This window comes from Companilactobacillus kimchii DSM 13961 = JCM 10707, assembly GCF_001435445.1.
Taxonomy (GTDB): Bacteria; Bacillota; Bacilli; order Lactobacillales; family Lactobacillaceae; genus Companilactobacillus; species Companilactobacillus kimchii.
In genome coordinates this window covers 171,209-189,972 of sequence record NZ_AZDH01000003.1, presented here as the reverse complement: position 1 = coordinate 189,972, position 18,764 = coordinate 171,209, and the positions used below count along the sequence as shown (strand labels likewise).

The window sequence follows — 18,764 nt, the reverse complement described above, 5'->3', positions numbered from 1 at the left end:
AATTAGTTTGAAGCCATCGTTTTTACAAAAAAAGGAAGCCCAGTGGCTTCCTTTATTTTAGTTCAAAGAAACATTATTTTTCAACAGCTGAGTCAACGATTAATTCGATGGCTTTCTTAGCGCCGATATCATGGGCAAGCATTTCATCACTAAGTGCATTTCTTACAGCGGATTCTTCCATCTTGTATTCATCTGCTAGTGACTTAACTTCACTCTTAATTTCGTCTTCTGTTGGTTTGATGTTTTCTTTAGCAACGATTGCTTCGATAACTAAGTCAGTCTTTACACGTTCTTCAGCATCTTTAGCAAATTGTTTCTTCAAGCTTTCTTCGTTTGTACCTGTCATTTGATAGTACAACTTAGGATCAATACCTTGACGACGTAGGTTAGCCAAGTATTGGTTCAATTGGTTATCAACTTCTGTATCAATCATAGCTTGTGGAATGTCATCAATCTTGGCATTCTTAACTGCTCCAGCAATTGCTTCTTCTTGAATGTTTTCTTCAGCAGTTTCTTTCTTTTGATCCTTGATTTCGTCATGAAGTTTTGTCTTCAATTCTTCAAGTGTATCAACGTCTTCGTCAACATCCTTAGCAAAGTCATCATCTAACTTAGGTAATTCCTTTGACTTAACTTCATGAATCTTTGTCTTAAAGATAGCTTTCTTACCAGCAAGTTCCTTAGCTTGGTAATCTTCTGGGAATGTAACATTTACGTCAACATCTTCATCAGCAGCATGACCAATCAATGCATCTTCAAATCCAGGAATGAATGAACCTGAACCTAATTCAAGTGAGTAGTTTTGTGCGCTACCACCATCGAATTCTTTACCATCAACAGAACCAACATAGTCAATAATAACTGTGTCGCCCTTTTCAGCTTTACCGTCTTTAAGAACTAGTTCAGCTTGTTGTTTTTGAAGGTCTGTTAGACGATCTTCAACATCAGCTTTCATAACATTACGTTTTTGTTTCTTAACTTCGATGCCCTTGTATTCACCAAGTTCAACATCTGGTTTAACTGTAATAGTTGCAGTAATAGCCCATGGCTTGTCTTTTTCCATTGATTCAACACTGATTTGTGGTTGGTCAACAGGTTCTACTTTAGTTTCATCAACAGCACTTTGGTATGCATCTGGTAGAACAGCGTTCAATGCATCTTCGTACAATGCTTCTTCACCGTACATACGGTTGAAGATTTGGCGAGGAACTCTTCCCTTTCTGAATCCAGGAACATTTAAGCTCTTCTTAACACGATTAAAAGCAGTATCTAAACCTTTTTTAATTGTATCTTGGTCAATTTCAAATTTTAATTCACCAGTATTATTTTCTTTTTTTGTAAATTTAGCCTTAGCAGACATTTATATTATCCCTCCGGTATTTCAACGATCTCATACTTTGTAATATTACCCTAAAATGGTGATATTGTAAACATTTGACGTTATTTAATAGGTTTTTTAAGACATCATTTATATATTATATGACACTTTTTACGATTTTTAAATAACTTAGCCGTAAAAAATAGCCATAAAAAAAAGAGCTGGATTAACCAACTCTTTTTTAATTATCATTACCACTTAAAAATTAGTCTAAGATTTCTGTAACAACTCCGGCACCAACAGTACGGCCACCTTCACGAACAGTAAATCTTGTACCATTTTCAATGGCAACTGGAGCAATCAAGTCAACTTCAAAAGTAACTTGGTCACCAGGCATAACCATTTCTACACCATCTGGTAGTTCAATAACACCAGTAACATCAGTTGTATGGAAGTAGAATTGTGGACGGTAGTTTGAGAAGAATGGAGTATGACGTCCACCTTCTTCTTTACTCATGATATAAACTTCACCCTTGAACTTGTTGTGAGTTTGGATTGAACCTGGCTTAGCAAGAACTTGTCCACGTTCGATTTGATCACGGTTAATACCACGTAGTAAGATACCAACGTTATCTCCGGCTTCACCTAAATCAAGTGTCTTACGGAACATTTCTAGACCAGTAACAGTTGACTTCAATACTTCTGGCTTCAAACCAACGATTTCAACTTCGTCACCAATCTTAATTTCACCACGATCGATACGACCAGATGCAACAGTACCACGACCAGTGATAGTGAAGACATCTTCAACAGGCATCATAAATGGTTTTGTATTATCACGTTCTGGTGTTGGGATGTATTCATCAACAACATCAAGTAATTCTTCAACGTGTTTGATTTCTTCTGGGTCACCTTCAAGAGCTTTCAAAGCTGAACCACGGATAACAGGAATGTCATCCCCTGGGAAATCGTATTCTGATAGAAGTTCACGAACTTCCATCTCAACTAGATCAACTAGTTCTGGATCGTCAACAAGATCAGTCTTGTTCAAGAAGACAACGATGTATTCAACACCAACTTGTCTAGCAAGCAAGATATGTTCACGAGTTTGTGGCATAGGACCATCAGTTGCAGCAACAACAAGGATAGCACCATCCATTTGTGCAGCACCAGTGATCATATTCTTAACGTAATCAGCGTGTCCTGGAGCATCGATATGTGCATAGTGACGCTTTTCAGTTTCGTATTCAACATGGGCTGTGTTGATAGTAATCCCACGTTCCTTTTCTTCTGGGGCCTTATCGATATCAGCATAATCTTCAGCCTTAGCTAAACCTTTGTCAGCCAATACTTTAGTGATTGCAGCTGTTAAAGTAGTCTTACCGTGGTCAACGTGACCAATTGTCCCAATATTTACATGGGGCTTTGTTCTCTCATAATGTTCTTTTTCTGCCATTACAAAGAATCCTCCTAAAATTTCATTTCATAAGATTGATCCAAAGAAAATGTTCTTTAGACGACTCTTTACTGAAAAATTATACTACTTTCAGAGGTGAAAGCAAAGTAATTCAAAGCAAATCACCGACTAAAAATATACTCTTTGGATTATACGGGGAGTAATCGGAATTGTAAATACTCAAAGCGAAAAAAGTTAATTTTTTTCACTCTTGGAAGGCATTTATTAGCTCATCGAACCTTTTTAGCCAATTATTTACTTCCTTTAACCCCTGATTATCACTTATTTGTGATTCATCAACTAAACGATACCTTAAAAGCATGGCTTTTGTCCAGAGTCTTGGACTTTTTATTATTTCATCACCAAACGGATAGACAAATGCCGCATACAGTGACAACTCACCTTTAAAGTTTTCGAGCTGAGAATCATTTTCGTCAGTTAATAATTTTTCTAATTCGTCGCACATTTTCAAATAGACATCAGTTGACATAATAGGCATTAAGTCACTTGGATTGCAAGTTTTATTTTCACCGTAAAATGAAATATCTATAGTTTCATCAATTCCCAACTTCAATAAATTTTCCAGAGCTTCACTCTTTAAAAGTGGATGTAGCAAGGGATTGACTAATAAAATCTTTGCATTCTTTACATAATCATTCTTGTTAAATTGTCGCAAACTTCTTAACAATTGAATTTGCTTTGGAGTAGATTCTGTAACGATGGAATAGAGCCGTTTTGATAATTGTTTCTTTTCTGGCTTGAAAGAACGCTCGTGACGATCTTCTGCTACTTGTATTCGTTTCGTTATATCTTCTACAAATTCCGGCTTGATGTGTGGCAATGTCTCTATGTCATAAAAATTTAACATTTGATTAGCTAATAAGAAATCATCATTTTCTAAAATAATATCCAAAGCTAATTCAGCCGTTTCCGGTTCACTGAGGTAATAATTAAAATAATCTAAGATTACAGCTTCAGCGTCACCAGGCCTTTTTTGATTCAACAAAGAAGCAGCCAACCCTCTGTTAATTGAGAATGACTGCTGCATTGCATATGCCTGCGTATATAAATCTACTGCTTCAGACCAAACACCCTGTTCAAAGGCTTCTTCCGCCTGATCAATAATTTTTTTTAGATTATCTGAGTCGTCCATACAATACCTCAACAATATCTAACTAATTAAATCAGTTTATTTTTTGGCTTTTCTATGTCTGTTCTGGTTTACTTCCATGATTACAGGAAGAATTACCGGATGACGATTAGTTTGTTCATACAAGAAGTGATTTAACTTGTCACGGACATCTTGTTTCAAATCAGACCAATCAAAATCTTTACTATTTTGCATGTAGTCTACTATGGTCTTAACAATAATATCTGAGCTTTCACTCAATAAATCACGGCTGGCACGCATATAAACGAACCCACGAGCCGTAATTTTAGGCTTAGCAACGACTTTCTTCTTTTTACGATCAATTGTAGCCACCGCAATGAAAACACCGTCCTCGGCTAATAACTCACGATCACGTAGAACAATGCTTCCAATGTCACCGACACCTTTTCCATCGATCATAGTATCTCCGGCGTCAACAGCCTTAGCTTGATAGAATTGGCCATTTTCATAATTCAAAACATCACCTTTTTTAGTGAGGAAGATATTTTGATAAGGGATACCTGTTTCGTGAGCAATTCTCGCATGAGCATCCAAAAGACGATATTCTCCTTGAACAGGAATAACATTTTCTGGGCTCAAAAGATTGATCATCAATTGTAGATCAGTCTTATTAGCATGACCTGAAGAATGCTTGTCATCGCTCAAAGCTTTAACTTCAGCACCTGTTCGATAAATAGCATCTCTAGCTTTAGCAACAGTCGTATCCATAGCATGTGAAGGAGTTGTAGCGATAAATACTAAATCCCCTTCTTCAATTTGGAACTTCGTCTTAGCGGCTGGATTAGCCATCTTACGAAGAACCTTGACTGGTTCACCCATTTTACCAGTTTCAACAACAACTAATTTATTATTATCAAAGCCCTTTAATTCTTTAGGCTTTAAAATTAACTCTTTATCACTAATCTTCAAATAGCCTAAGTTCATGGCTGTTTTAACAATCTTTTCGGCATCTGTTCCTGATAGGAAAACTCTTCTACCTGTCTTAGCAGCTGCATCCAAGACTTGTTGCATTCTTTGAATATTCGAAGCCACTTGAGCCACAATGATACGACCATTATGATAACTGAATGTATCCAAAATATATTCATAGATATCACGTTCATTAGAATTTTCATAAGGTGATTCAGCATTAGCAGAGTCACTCAATAAGGCCAAAACTCGTTCACTACCGATTTTAGCAATACGACCATAGTCAGTTTTATAAACTGGTACAGCGGCTTGATCAAATTTAAAGTCACCAGTATAAACAATTTGACCTTCTTCAGTTTTGATAACTGTTCCTAAAGAACCTGGGATTGAATGGGTCGTTTTAAAGAATGAAACCGAAGCCTGTTCAAAATCAATAGCTGTGTTTTCATCAATAACGTGAAAATCTGAGAATTTCTTACTGCGACTGTCATTTGAACAAACAATCTTAGCTAGTTCAATCGTCATTTCTGAACCAAATACAGGAATGTCATAATCACTGATTAGGTATGGCAAAGCACCGATTGCATCTGCATGACCGTGTGATAGGAAGATTCCCACCACTTTATCAATATTTTTCTTAATGTAAGTCATATCTGGTACAACTACATCAATTCCATAAAGATCATTATCTGGGTATTGCAAACCAATATCCAAAATATAGATCTCATCATTTACTTCTACTGCGTACATATTCTTTCCATTTTCACGTACGCCACTTAACAAAATTATCTTAATTTTTTTGCTCATTTCCATCTCTCATTTCATTAAAATAGCATAGATCATAATATTCTATTGTGATTCTTAAGTCTTTTAAGACTATTTAAGCTATACCTGATTGTTATTCTACCATACGAGAGACAATATATAAAAAAAAGCGAAAAAAAAGAAGCCTCCCAAATGGGAAACTTCTTAAATTGATATTAACGACGTAGACCTAATGATTTGATCAAATCATGGTAACGTTGAACATCCTTGTTACGTAGGTATGCCAATAGGTTACGACGGTGACCAATTTTCTTTAATAGACCAACATATGAGTGGTGGTCTTTCTTGTTAACTTTCAAGTGATCGTTTAGAGAATTAATATCATAAGTTAAAACAGCAATTTGTACTTCTGGAGAACCAGTGTCTCCATCTTTACGTGCATATTGTTTGATAACTTCATTTTTCTTTTGTTTTGAAATAGCCATTTCATTCACCTTTTCCTTATATATTTAGCCAAACTATGTCTGCGTTGGTGATTCGTCAAACAGAGCATGGTTAACACAACTAACTAATTTACTACATAATGTAGAATATTGCAATAGTGTAAAAAAAATCGACATTTCATTGCATTGCCAAAGCTAATTATGTATAATTCTATGTATTGAGTTTTAAGCTTACTAGGTAATCGGAGGTGAAATTGATGCCACAAATTAAATCAGCTATGAAACGTGTAAAGACTGCACAAAGTGCAACTCTTCGTAACGCTTCACAAAAGAGCTCTATGCGTTCAGCTATCAAGAACTTTGAAACTTCAGCCGCTAATAACGCTGACAACAAAGAAGATATGTTTAGAACAGCAGTTCGTGCTATTGACATGGCTAAAGCTAAGGGCCTAATCAAGGCTAACAAAGCTGCTCGCGATAAGTCAAGACTTGCTAAATTGAATTAATCTTAAGCGACCTATATTGGTTGCTTTTTTATTTCTAAAAAAGGAGTTCAGATATTATTCTGAACTCCTTTTTATTATGCAAATTTCGCTATAAAGAGATCAAACAGTAATTCCTTGTCCCCTTGCCCTGATTTAATTTGATAATCTAGGTTTACTAAATCCTGATACATAACTATTAATTGCTTCATGTCTAATCGTTTAGACTGTCGATGTGACAATTTAACTCGATAAGGATGCAATTTAAGATTCTTAGAAATTGTAGCTTCCGTTAAACCTCTTTCAGTCAGCACCTTAACTTGAATCAAGAGACGTAGTTGAGACATCAAAATAGCAATCAAAAGTATCGGATCAATCTTTTGCAACAAAAATTGATGATACAGTTCCTCAGCTTGATAGATATTTTTATTAAGAATTTGATTCATTAAATCAAAGACATTATCTTCCAATGACTGTGGCACTAATTCCTCTACTGCCTGCTTATCAATTTTTTTCGACTGTAATGCATACATCTTCAATTTAACCAATTGGTTCGTTATCAAAGAATAATTACTTTTGGTCTTATTTATTAATAGATCTAACGCTTCTCCATCAATTTGATAACCATCAGCTTTTAAATCATTTTGAATTGTTCTAGTTAAAACTGGTCCTTCCATCTGACCAGCATCAACTACGGCCGCTATCTTCTTTAACTGTTTAACAATTTTCTTTCGAGCATCTAATTTTTCATATGAGGCAAAGATCACCATAATTGTTGATGGAGTAGGATTTTGAATATATCTCAACAATAAATCTGTGTTTTGTTCAACGGCATTTTTAACACGTTCTGCCGTTAAAAAATAAGGGTTCTGAGCAAAAACTAGTCTTCTCTCGCCAAAGAAGGGAGCAGAGATGGCTTCATTTATCACATCATCTAAAGATGTTTCTTCCAAGTCAAAGCTGGAAAAGTTCATGTCGCGTTCTTCAGGAGACATGATATCTTTAAATGATTTTTGAATATCCTTAATAAAAACTTGTTCTGCACCGGTAATTAAATAAACATTGCTCAAATTACCTTGTTTTAAATTACTTTTTAATTCTGCTATTTTCAAACGAGTCACCCTTTAAAAAAGTTGTTATCTTTTCTCTATTATCGAAAAAATCGTAATACCAAGATATCATACCATAATCAGCCGTATTTAAATATTTTACATGGTGATTTTCCAGCCGTTGCAAGGTCTCCCGATTGGGATGCCCATATCGATTATTAACTCCGGACGAAATCAAGCCTAATTGGGGTTGTGTTTTTTCCAGTAATTCATCACCCGTCGCTGTTTTTGATCCATGGTGACCTAACTTTAAATAGTCAACTTTGAATTGATAATCTTTCAATATTTTTTGTTCTGAAGGAATATCCAAATCCCCTGTAAAAAGCCACTTTTTATTCTTAATCTGGGCTAATAAAGTGAGCGAGTCACTATTCTCGCCTTTTCCTTTTACCTTTGGCCAAAGAACTTGCCAATTTATGAAACCTGTTTTAATAACATCCCCTTGTCGACGACTCCTAAATTCAATTTCCGGATGGGCTCGAATAACCTTTTGAATTCGAAGATTCTGATCCAAACCAATTCCAAAATTAACCTGTTTGACCGGGAACTTATTTAACAAGATTTCTAAATTACCGATATGATCAACATCCTTATGTGACAAAAATAGTTTATCGATTTTAGAAATACCTTGCGACTTTAAAAATGGAATCGTACTGTGTTCTACTTGATTACCACCATTTCTTTTTGCCCAAGGTTTAGTCATGAATTTTAATTTTCCTGCCGTATCAATCAAAAAAGTTTTTCTTATTAAAGGTGTTGTTACCAGAATGCTATCCCCCTGACCCACATCAATTATGTTCACTGATCCACTCAAGGGAAACTTATTGAACACCACACAACCGACGAAGATAATCAGATACTGATATAAATACTTATTGAAAATACTTTTACTCTCAATATAGAAAATACTTATTATCACCAATAAAACAACTGATAAAACAGCTAATTTGCCTGTCACCAATATAAATTGAACATTACTGGAAAAATAATCTAGAATCCTATACATAATTTCAAATAAATTATTTATGTTATTCCAAATTTTTAAATTAACTGACAGTGCTGAAATAAAGGTCAAAGGTAATATTACGTAAGTAAATAACGGAATAAAAATCAAATTTATCAATAGAGTTAACCAATTAAGCTGATATGTATAAAAGCATATTATTGGTAAACTAACTAAATTCATCTTTAATGTTGCCCAAATAAATTTAGTATGCTTATACAAATACATAATAGCAAAGGCCAGTAGAAAACTAAGTTGACCACCCATAGTCGTTATGGCCATTGGATCAACAAACAGACATATCAACAGTGTCACGCTAAAAATATCAAGACTACTTAATGACCAACCCAGCTTTTTAAATACAATTCCAACCATTGCTAAAACAACTGCACGCCAAATACCACTCTTTGAGCCTACCAAAATACCATAACTTGGCAGTAAAAATAACATTAACATGTCAATTAATTCTAGTGGAATTTTCAAAAAAGATGTTAACTTTCTGATTAAAGTCAGAATAAGTAACACATGCAGACCCGATAAACTAAAAAGATGGATCACTCCCAAAACACTCAAAATTTTTAAAAAATCCTTATCTGTAGGAGCAGTGTAACCAACTATCAAGCTTTGAGCATGAATTCTTAACCACTTTGGCAACTGCGCTAAGTATTTAATTATATGTATTCGTAAAACGTTTATTTTACCCTTGAAACTTTGTGGGTGGTACTCTAGAAGATTTTTGAATTCTGTGATTTCTGCTTGATAATAAATATTCTGTTTAATTAAATACTTTGCGTAATTAAATTCACCAGGATTACGTGGTCGAGCTATTGGTTCTACCTTCTTAACTTCTAATTTTGCTTGAACCATGTGGTCTAACTTTTTCCAATATTGTTGTTCACTTTGTGTCCTTATTTGATAAATGAATTTCACCGTTTCGCGATTAGTTTGTAATTCACCCGTCAATAAATCTCCATTGATAGAAATTGAATCCGGTGTTACTATTCCACTCCGTACTTGTGGTACCGTGGTTGGCGGTGTTATCGTCCAACAACGTATGGCAAAGATTATGGATAAACTTATAATCAGCAAGTTCAGACTTTTATTTCTAAGCAAGACAATCCTTATTATTAATAATAGTAGAAAGATGATAAATAATTTACTTTCAAAATAAATTGTTATTAATAAAACTATTACCAGCGCAGGGAAAATCAATTTACCTTTCACTATTCTAGACTGTCAACTGATCTTTCAGTTTAGCTAAGCTTTTCTCACCGATACCCGAAACATTAGTTAAATCATGTAGTGTTTTAAATTGACCATGTTCTTCACGATAGGCAATTACCTTCTCCGCTTTTTTAGGACCAATACCAGTTACATCCTTAAAATCATCAACTGTCGCTGTATTAATATTTACTATCTTTTTATCTTGACTACCACCTGAGGAATTTGTGCCGGCAGGAGCAACTGTTTTCTCACCTTTAACTGGAATATAAATTTGCATCTGATCAGCAACTCTTTTGGCCTGATTAATCTGTTTTAAATCGGCATTTGTTGCAAGACCACCAGCTGTCTGTATTACTTCTTGTATGATTGCCTTATCTTTTACACGATAAACACCTGGTTTTTGAACGGCGCCTTGTACATCAACAACTATCATCTGTAGTTCTTTTGCTTTCAAATCAGTTTTACTTTTTTTAATTTCATCCTTTTGAGTTGCTAATTCCTGCTTAGGTTCTACCGTACTAGTCGGTGTTACCTTGTGGAAAAGAAAAAAATATCCTCCTATAACTAAACCTACGATACACATTAATAAAATAATTTTTTTATTTCGAACGTATTGATAAACTTCTTCCATTTCAATCACCTCGAATTAAATTACGAAAAAAAACAGCCCTTATTTGGACTGTTTTGTTTTTTCGAGATAATTAATTGCATCGTTTAGGTTCTTTACAGGTACAATCTTCATCTTCGTATGAATTTTCTTAGCGGCACGTTTGGCCAAATTGTAATTATTAACATAGCCTGGTTCGTATTTCTTAATTTCCTTTGTTACAGGGTCGTCAGGAGCAAAGAAGATTGTTGCCCCCATTTCGGAAGCTGCATAGACTTTCTTCTCGATTCCACCAATAGGACCCACGGTTCCATCAGGAGCAATCGTTCCAGTCCCAGCAATAGTACGACCTGCTTTCAAATCTTTATTGCTGATCTGTGAGTAAACCTGCAAGGTAAACATCAACCCCGCTGAAGGTCCACCAATACTGCCGGCATCAATCTTTGTTGGAGGATTACCTTTGGCCTCTGTATTATCAGTCAAAGTGATTCCTAAACCATAACGTTTGGTATCTGCTAATTTAACTAATTTACCCGAAGCTGATTTCTTTTTACCATCGCGTACAAAATTAATTTTTACAGTAGATTTTTTATCTTGCTTCTTAACGTAATTGATAAACTGAGCCGAATTCTTAAAGTGGTAATTATTGATGGATGTAATTGTATCTCCAACTTGTAGTTTATTCTTAAAAGCAGAGTTATCCATGATATCCATAATATAAACACCTAAATACTTTTTAGTAAATGGCTTGCCTGCCTTAGAATAAGCTGCTTGGATTGCATTATTAGTTGCTGATTTCATATAGTACTGTTGAACTTGGAAATATTGTTGACTATTTTCATTTCCCATCAACTCCTCTTGTGAGTAAATAGTTTCAAAATCATTTCCCATTGACTTCAACAACGTAAATGGTGTTCCACTCACAATTCCAACTGTCGTTAACAGTAAGCTTCCCTTTTTCTTATCTTGCTTACCATTGACCTTTACAAATTGAGAAGTATCTTCGGCACTACCTGGAACTTCCAAATAATAACCTGTTGGTGTAAAGAAGAATGCCACGACAACAATAAAAATAAATATAGCACCAAAGATCTTATTTCTAGTTTTGTTAAATCTCAAAATAATTTATTCCTTCCTCAATTTCTTCATCAACTCTAAAGCGACTGCTTGAGGTACAAACTCGGATATGTCGCCACCAAACTTAGCCACTTCTTTCATCATCGACGATGATATCGTAGCATACTGATCGTTTGCTAGCAGGAATATCGTTTCAATATTCTTATCCAAAACTTTATTAATTGAGGCTACACCCGACTCATAACCAAAATCATCCGGATTACGCATCGAACGAACCATGAAACCGGCTCCTAATTGACGAGCCAAATTAGTTGAAAGTTCTGATTTCCCATCTACGACAGAAACATTACTTAGATCCTTGATTTCAGCTTCAATAAAAGACTTCTTTTCCTGATAGGAAAATAAATATTTTTTTGATGTATTAGTCATAGGTGCCACATATAATTTATCAAATAGTTTTGAAGCACGACGGATTATATCCAAATGACCATTGGTAACTGGATCAAAACTGCCCGCATAAAGTCCAACCTTTTGTGACATACTCATCCTCCAAACTGATACAATGCAACCTTGGTATCTTTATAATTCTTTTCTTTAAGTAAATTTATTTTGGCAAAGTTAGTAAGATCAATATCATAATCTGTTTCATCAACAATAATGGCACCGGGATTTAATAAATCTCCTTCTACCATATCTTTTATGATCTGTTCTGTAATTTTCATGCGGTATGGTGGATCCAAAAAGACTAAATCAAATTTTACCTGATCATCCTTAAACTTAGTCAAAGCTTCAGTTGCCGCAGTCTTCATAACCACAAAGCTCTCATTAGCACGAGTCTTATCGACATTCTCTTTAATCGTACTAATAGCTTTATAAGCCTTATCAACCAAATAGGCCGTTTTATAACCACGTGACACAGCCTCGATACCTAGACTACCAGTTCCTGCAAACAGATCCAGGGCCACACCTTCATCGACTAGATATGGTGTTAACATACTAAAAACCGCTTCTTTAACTTTAGCTGATGTGGGGCGAGTATTATTACTAGGAACTGCCTTTAAATTTAATCCACGAAACTTTCCTGATACAACTTTCATTAATTTTCCTCTTGCTTACTTTCAGAAGTTTTTAGAACATAATGCTCGTCTAATTCTTTACGATGGGCCAATGAAACTCTTTTCACGTAATTCTTGGAATTCAATTCTTTTCTAACTTCTGCAACTCGATTAGAGTTTACGTACATCATTACATATTTCATTTTAGGGGAAGTGTAATAGATTGTACCGTAACGCTGCAATTTCTTCCGCCATTTAAGCGAGTAAACCCAAACATACAAAGCTTGGCGCTCTACTTTTTTAAACATAAGATCACCTTGTTCTTTCAAATTTATTCGTGGCATCCAAGTTAAGAACGATTCCTAAAGCAATCGATAGTATTAACATACTGGATCCACCATAACTGATAAATGGCAAAGTAACACCGGTTAGAGGAATCATACCTAATAATCCTCCTACATTAAGTATCACTTGTGTCAACATCATTGTCGCCACTCCATAACAAACTAAAGCATTATAATTTTTCTTAGCACGAACACCAATAAGGATTATTCGTAAAATAATTAATGCCAAAAGCGATAATACAACGATATCACCTACTAGACCCAATTCTTCACTGATAACAGCTAGAATAAAATCGGTATGTGGTTCTGGTAAATAGCCACGTTTTTGAATCCCATTACCTAAACCAACTCCAAAAATACCGCCATTACTAATAGCATAAAAAGAATTAACTAACTGTGCTCCGGCGTGCTGTTCCAATTTAAAGGGATGTTGCATCGCCAGAATACGTTGGTATTGATAATGGCTGGTGATAATTGAAGGAGCTAATTTAAAAATACCATAGATTGATAAACCTAAGAAGGCACCTAACCCTACACTCAATCTAACAATGTATTTACCAGGGATTGTTGAGGCACCTAAGAGAACCCAGGTAATTAATGAAATAACAATGGCTCCACCAAAGTCAGGTTGAATCAAAAGTAAGATAACAATTATCGCCACAACTAAGATTGGAGGTAATACTTCAAAACCAATTTCCTTCCAATTTTGATATGACAACAGTCGTTCCTGCTTACTAGTTAGTACAAAAGATAAATACAGGATCAGAACCAACTTAGCTAATTCCAACGGTTGATAATTAAATGGTCCAATGGGAATCCAAGCTACCGCACCATTAACACGTAAACTGGGAAACAATTTACCTAGGATTGGTAATGCTGCTAAAGATAGCACTGTAAAGAGCAACGCATATTTAATAAAATGTCGATTTTTAAAAATTTTAGCTTTGAGGATAAAATTGAAATAACATAAGAATAACCCTAGTACCGCAAAAATAGCCTGTTTAATTAAGTATTGCGTGGTACTTCCGCCAGAGACCAATGAATTGTAAAAACTGGCTGAATAAACCATAACGATTCCAATACCTAATAAGATGATATATGGAATAACAATCCATAAGTCAATTTTTTTTAATTTTTTCACATCTTAGCTCCTAAAATCTAATAATAAGATTATACCACCAAATAATACCAGAAAAAAACTGTCCCACCCTGCCTTTTTGGCATAAAAAAAGAAGCCAAGGAAATTTATCCTTAGCTTCACAAATAATCTAATTATTTAGACATTTTCTTTGTCTTATCAAACTTCTTACGTTCGTTTGTGTTCAAGATCTTCTTACGTAATCTAACACTCTTAGGTGTTACTTCACAAAGTTCGTCTTCGTTTAGGAATTCGATTGATTGTTCAAGTGACATTGCCTTTGGAGTCTTGATAGCAGCAGCGTGATCTTTACCAGAAGCACGAGTATTTGTAAGGTTCTTACCTTTAGTAACAGTAACGGCGATATCTTGATCACGACTACTTTCACCAACGATCATACCTTCATATACATCAACACCAGCACCAATGAATAATGTACCACGATCTTCAACAGATTGTAGTGAGTAAGTAGTTGATGGACCTTGGTTGATTGAAACCAAAGCACCAGTTCTTCTACCTGGGTTCCAATTTCTAACAACTGGTTTATATTCTGAGAATGTATGGTTCAAAATACCATAACCACCAGTCATTGATAAGAACTCTGTTGAGTAACCAATCAAACCACGTGAAGGTGCTGAGAAAATAAGTCTTGTTTGACCATTTCCAGTACTTTCCATGTTTTGCATGTCACCTTTACGTTGTGACATTGAATCGATAACTGAACCAACATATTCGTCAGGTGTATCGATAGTTACCTCTTCAAATGGTTCACACTTTTGATTGTCAACTGTCTTGTAAATAACTTCTGGACGTGATAGTTGTAATTCGAAACCTTCACGACGCATTTCTTCAACAAGGATTGACAAGTGAAGTTCACCACGACCTGAAACTAGCCATGAACCAGCTTGGTCTGTGTTTTCAACTTTAAGAGAAACATCAGTATGTAGTTGTCTTCTTAAACGATCTTCAATCTTTCTAGCAGTAACTTCTGTACCTTCACGACCAGCGAAAGGTGAATTGTTTTGCAAGAATGTCATTTGTAGTGTTGGTTCATCAATACGTAGCAATGGAAGTGCTTCTTGATGGTCAACTGGTGTAACAGTTTCACCAACATAAATATCTTCCATACCAGAAACAGCAATTAGATCTCCGGCTTTAGCTTCATTGATTTCAACACGATTCAAGCCCATGAAACCAAATAGTTTTGTAACACGGAAGTTCTTTGTAGAACCGTCAAGCTTCATAACAGTAACACTGTCACCAACTTTAATCTTTCCACGGAAGATACGTCCGATACCAATACGACCAACGTAATCGTTGTAGTCTAGTAAGGCAACTTGGAATTGTAAAGGTTCATCTGAGTTGTCAACTGGTGCAGGGATTGTCTTCAAAATAGTATCAAAGATAGGGTTCATTGTATGTTCTTGGTTAGCAGGATCATCTGAGTAACTTGATGTTCCGTTAATAGCTGAAGCATAAACAACTGGGAAATCAAGTTGTGAGTCATCAGCACCTAATTCGATAAACAATTCAAGAACTTCGTCAACTACTTCAGCAGGACGAGCACCTGGTCTATCAATTTTGTTAATAACGACGATTGGTGTCAAATGTTGTTCCAAAGCCTTCTTCAACACGAAACGTGTTTGTGGCATTGTACCTTCATAAGCATCAACAACCAAAAGTACACCATCAACCATCTTCATGATACGTTCAACTTCACCACCGAAGTCCGCGTGTCCTGGTGTATCCAAAATGTTGATCTTCTTGCCATCGTAATCAACAGCAGTATTCTTAGAAAGGATTGTGATTCCACGTTCTCTTTCAATAGCATTTGAATCAAGGGCACGATCTTGAATTTCATAATGTGATCCTAGTGTGTCTGATTGTTTTAACATTTCGTTAACTAATGTAGTTTTACCGTGGTCAACGTGAGCGATGATCGCAATGTTTCTAATATCTTCTCTTCTCTTAGTCAAATTAGTTCTTCCTTCCATAAATACGTGTTTAAATTACTAGCAATAAAAAAACTGTGAAACCTCTCACAGTTCACTAACGCGTTTTGACTGTCGTCAGTGCTTCAGAAACAACTTTCTGAGTACCAACTATTACGACTTGTGATTTTAGCATATTTATTGGTGCATCGTCAATACTTACCACACTCATACCTGCAGCTTCACATAAGACACGCCCGGCAGCCAAGTCCCATGGTGCTAAGTATGACATATACATGACTTCTTTTCCAGTCAAGAGATGACCAAAAATAATTCCTGCACTTCCATAAACCCTGAAACCACTACTTTTTTTAATGACATCCTGAACATTAAATTTATTAGCCAAAGCCATCGGCGCCGAAACGTCGACCAAACCTTCAACTAAAGGTAAATTTCTTGGAATATCTATTTTCTCATCATTAATGAACAAGCCAATTTCTTTACCGCCATGGTAAATGTTATTACCCATAACATCTATAATAGCACCAATTAATGGTTCACCATCAATGTAAGCGCCAATCATTGATGCGAAATCGTCTCCACGTTTAACAAAGTTCATTGTACCGTCGATTGGATCAACAAAAAATACCAATCCCGACATGTCCGTTACTAAGTCACCATAGCCTTCTTCACTAACAATCGTAGCTTCAGGAAAAACTCTTTTGAGTTCAGAATTAATATAACGTTCAGTTTTTTTATCAAAATTTGTCACTAAATCATTTCGATTCTTTTTTGTATCAACTGATTTCTTTTTTAAAGCATCATCCCTCAAACTCTTACCCACATTTTGTAAAAGTTCTACTAGAAATTTATCTATTTCCTTACTGTCTACTGTCATTGTGAATCCTTACTTTCTCGCCTTTTTTTGCTGTACGACACTTTTTAAATACTTGATAGATGGAATAGCCCGATTCAAACTCAAATTCTTTATCTAATTTTTTTTGCTCCATTTTCATTGGAACCACTTGTTGGAATGAGCGATATTTTTGCAAAAATTCATCACTTTTTATACTTGATTCATAGGCTTTTTCAACCGCATTATATAAAGCAATCACTTTAACAATCTCATCTTGTGACCATGTCTCATCAAGAGGATAACTGTAATTATGCATTGATAGCTCCCTTCATTTTTACTCTACTATACAAAAAAAGCGATACAATTGCATCGCTTTTTTACGGAAATAATTAATTTAGTATACGAAAAATCCTCTTTTCGGTTTCTAAACGTTCTTCCCTTTTCTCTATTAAATATGTGTTGGATAACCAATTAAAATATCGGCAGCTTCTTGAATAGGTTCACCCAAAGTTGGATGTGGATGAATTGTAAGAGCAATATCCTCAGCATTAAGTTGACAGTTAACAGCTACACTTAATTCAGAAATTAAGTCACTAGCTCCTGGTCCAACAATTTGACCACCTAGTAAAGTACCTGTATCTTTTTGAGCAATCAACTTAACAAATCCTTCAGCGGCATCAAGTGAAACAGCACGTGCATTTCCGGCAAATGGGAATTTAGCTACTTTAACATCAATTCCTTTATCCTTAGCATCTTTTTCTGTTAGACCAACACTAGCTAACTCAGGATCAGTAAAACAAACCGCTGGAACACCAATATAGTCGTTAGCTGTATGTTTACCTGAAATTGCTCCAGCTGCTGTCTTAGCCTCAAAGAAGGCCTTATGGGCCAAAGCTGGTCCTGGTGTAATATCACCAATTGCATAAATATTATCGACGGAAGTTTTACCTTGTTCGTCTACTTCAACTAAACCTTTTTCAGTCAATTTAACATTAGTCATTTCAAGTCCAAAGTTATCCGTATTTGGACGACGACCAACAGTTACCATACAATAATCAGCACTGATTGTTGTTGGTTTGCCATCGACTTCATAAGTTACTTCAACACTATCGCCTTTGTTTTCACTCTTCTTGGCCATAGCATTTGTAATAATTGTAACGCCTTTCTTTTCAAGGTTCTTCTTAACAATTGAAACCATATCCTTTTCAAAGTTAGGAATAATGTTAGGTGAACCTTCAAGGATAGTTACATGTGAACCTAAATCAGCATATGCGCCAGCCAACTCTGTTCCGACATAACCACCACCGATAATGACGAATTCCTTTGGAACTTCTTTCAAATTTAATCCGCCGGTTGAATCAATAACACGATCATCAAACTTGAATCCTCTAATTTCAATAGGACGACTACCAGTTGCTAAAATTAAGTGCTTGAACTTAATTGTTTGTCCGCCACCGTTATCCATAAATTGTCTAGGACCACTTGGCATAACTCTTAATTGTGTATCGCTATCTAAATAAGCTTCACCATTGATTAATTCAACATGATGCTTCTTCAAAAGCATTTGTACACCGCCAGTCATTCTGGCAACAACTTTTTCATCTTTCCAAGCTTGTGTTTTAGTAAAATCAATTGTGGCATCACTAGTAGTAATTCCATAAGTTGATGAATCTTTAGCTTGTTGAAGTCTGTGTCCAGCTGTAATTAAAGCTTTTGATGGAACACAACCAACATTTAGACAAACACCACCAACGGTATCTGACTTTTCAATGATAGTAACATCTTGTCCTAATTCTGAAGCTCTGATTGCTGCAACGTAACCACCAGGGCCGGAACCAATAATAACGGTATCTTTTTCTATTACATTTTCTGCCAT

General features: G+C 35.5%; 18 protein-coding genes. 1 reads left to right on the top strand and 17 read right to left on the bottom strand.

Annotation, left to right across the window (positions count from 1 at the left end; translation table 11 throughout):
* Positions 1-73: 73 nt before the first annotated feature.
* From tig to rpsO, 5 genes are all read right to left on the bottom strand, one after another.
* Positions 74-1,360 carry a trigger factor gene (gene tig, locus FC97_RS02165; protein WP_054643610.1) on the bottom strand — a complete coding sequence of 429 codons (1,287 nt, stop codon included), beginning with the start codon at positions 1,358-1,360 and terminating at the stop codon, positions 74-76.
* A 223-nt stretch (positions 1,361-1,583) separates the two neighbouring features.
* Entirely contained in the window at positions 1,584-2,774 is a 1,191-nt protein-coding gene (tuf, locus tag FC97_RS02160; protein WP_054643611.1) for an elongation factor Tu, read from the bottom strand.
* Positions 2,775-2,979: 205 nt separating this feature from the next.
* A complete protein-coding gene (locus tag FC97_RS02155; RefSeq protein WP_054643612.1) occupies positions 2,980-3,927 on the bottom strand; it encodes a tetratricopeptide repeat protein in 948 nt (315 codons plus the stop codon).
* A gap of 36 nt (positions 3,928-3,963) precedes the next feature.
* Positions 3,964-5,661 (bottom strand): ribonuclease J, encoded by a 1,698-nt coding sequence (locus tag FC97_RS02150; protein WP_056967712.1) that lies wholly within the window; start codon positions 5,659-5,661, stop codon positions 3,964-3,966.
* 173 nt (positions 5,662-5,834) lie between these two features.
* Positions 5,835-6,104, bottom strand: a complete 270-nt coding sequence (gene rpsO / locus FC97_RS02145; protein ID WP_054643613.1) for a 30S ribosomal protein S15 — start codon at positions 6,102-6,104, stop codon at positions 5,835-5,837.
* Between the two features lie 215 nt (positions 6,105-6,319).
* Between rpsO and rpsT the strand changes: the two genes are divergently transcribed.
* Complete coding sequence (rpsT, locus tag FC97_RS02140; RefSeq protein WP_054643614.1) at positions 6,320-6,568, top strand: 30S ribosomal protein S20; 249 nt, start codon at positions 6,320-6,322, stop codon at positions 6,566-6,568.
* A gap of 74 nt (positions 6,569-6,642) precedes the next feature.
* Here rpsT and holA read toward each other — a convergent pair whose 3' ends face one another.
* The 12 genes from holA to lpdA all read right to left on the bottom strand — a co-directional run bounded on the left by holA (position 6,643) and on the right by lpdA (position 18,764).
* The gene (holA, locus tag FC97_RS02135) at positions 6,643-7,665 is read right to left on the bottom strand and encodes a DNA polymerase III subunit delta (protein WP_235628552.1); all 1,023 of its coding nucleotides are present in this window, start codon (positions 7,663-7,665) and stop codon (positions 6,643-6,645) included.
* Positions 7,631-9,880: a DNA internalization-related competence protein ComEC/Rec2 gene (locus tag FC97_RS02130; protein WP_158163558.1), complete on the bottom strand. Its 2,250-nt coding sequence runs from the start codon at positions 9,878-9,880 to the stop codon at positions 7,631-7,633. The genes holA and FC97_RS02130 overlap by 35 nt, the downstream gene beginning before the upstream one ends.
* 4 nt (positions 9,881-9,884) lie before the next feature.
* The gene (locus FC97_RS02125; RefSeq protein ID WP_056967708.1) at positions 9,885-10,511 is read right to left on the bottom strand and encodes a helix-hairpin-helix domain-containing protein; all 627 of its coding nucleotides are present in this window, start codon (positions 10,509-10,511) and stop codon (positions 9,885-9,887) included.
* A 39-nt stretch (positions 10,512-10,550) separates the two neighbouring features.
* Positions 10,551-11,606: a SepM family pheromone-processing serine protease gene (locus FC97_RS02120; RefSeq protein WP_054643619.1), complete on the bottom strand. Its 1,056-nt coding sequence runs from the start codon at positions 11,604-11,606 to the stop codon at positions 10,551-10,553.
* Between the two features lie 6 nt (positions 11,607-11,612).
* Positions 11,613-12,104 (bottom strand): pantetheine-phosphate adenylyltransferase, encoded by a 492-nt coding sequence (gene coaD, locus FC97_RS02115; RefSeq protein ID WP_054643620.1) that lies wholly within the window; start codon positions 12,102-12,104, stop codon positions 11,613-11,615.
* 2 nt (positions 12,105-12,106) lie between these two features.
* Entirely contained in the window at positions 12,107-12,661 is a 555-nt protein-coding gene (rsmD, locus tag FC97_RS02110; RefSeq protein ID WP_054643621.1) for a 16S rRNA (guanine(966)-N(2))-methyltransferase RsmD, read from the bottom strand.
* Positions 12,661-12,927 carry a DUF2129 domain-containing protein gene (locus tag FC97_RS02105; protein WP_025084713.1) on the bottom strand — a complete coding sequence of 89 codons (267 nt, stop codon included), beginning with the start codon at positions 12,925-12,927 and terminating at the stop codon, positions 12,661-12,663. The genes rsmD and FC97_RS02105 overlap by 1 nt, the downstream gene beginning before the upstream one ends.
* Positions 12,928-12,931: 4 nt before the next feature.
* Positions 12,932-14,104: an FtsW/RodA/SpoVE family cell cycle protein gene (locus tag FC97_RS02100; protein ID WP_056967706.1), complete on the bottom strand. Its 1,173-nt coding sequence runs from the start codon at positions 14,102-14,104 to the stop codon at positions 12,932-12,934.
* 131 nt (positions 14,105-14,235) lie between these two features.
* Entirely contained in the window at positions 14,236-16,095 is a 1,860-nt protein-coding gene (gene typA, locus FC97_RS02095) for a translational GTPase TypA (RefSeq protein WP_054643622.1), read from the bottom strand.
* Between the two features lie 55 nt (positions 16,096-16,150).
* Positions 16,151-16,930, bottom strand: a complete 780-nt coding sequence (locus tag FC97_RS02090) for an inositol monophosphatase family protein (RefSeq protein WP_054643623.1) — start codon at positions 16,928-16,930, stop codon at positions 16,151-16,153.
* On the bottom strand, positions 16,914-17,204 hold the full coding sequence (locus FC97_RS02085; RefSeq protein WP_054643624.1) for a UPF0223 family protein: 291 nt from the start codon (positions 17,202-17,204) through the stop codon (positions 16,914-16,916). Before FC97_RS02085 ends, FC97_RS02090 begins: the two co-directional genes overlap by 17 nt.
* Positions 17,205-17,336: 132 nt before the next feature.
* Positions 17,337-18,764: a dihydrolipoyl dehydrogenase gene (gene lpdA / locus FC97_RS02080; RefSeq protein WP_025084717.1), complete on the bottom strand. Its 1,428-nt coding sequence runs from the start codon at positions 18,762-18,764 to the stop codon at positions 17,337-17,339.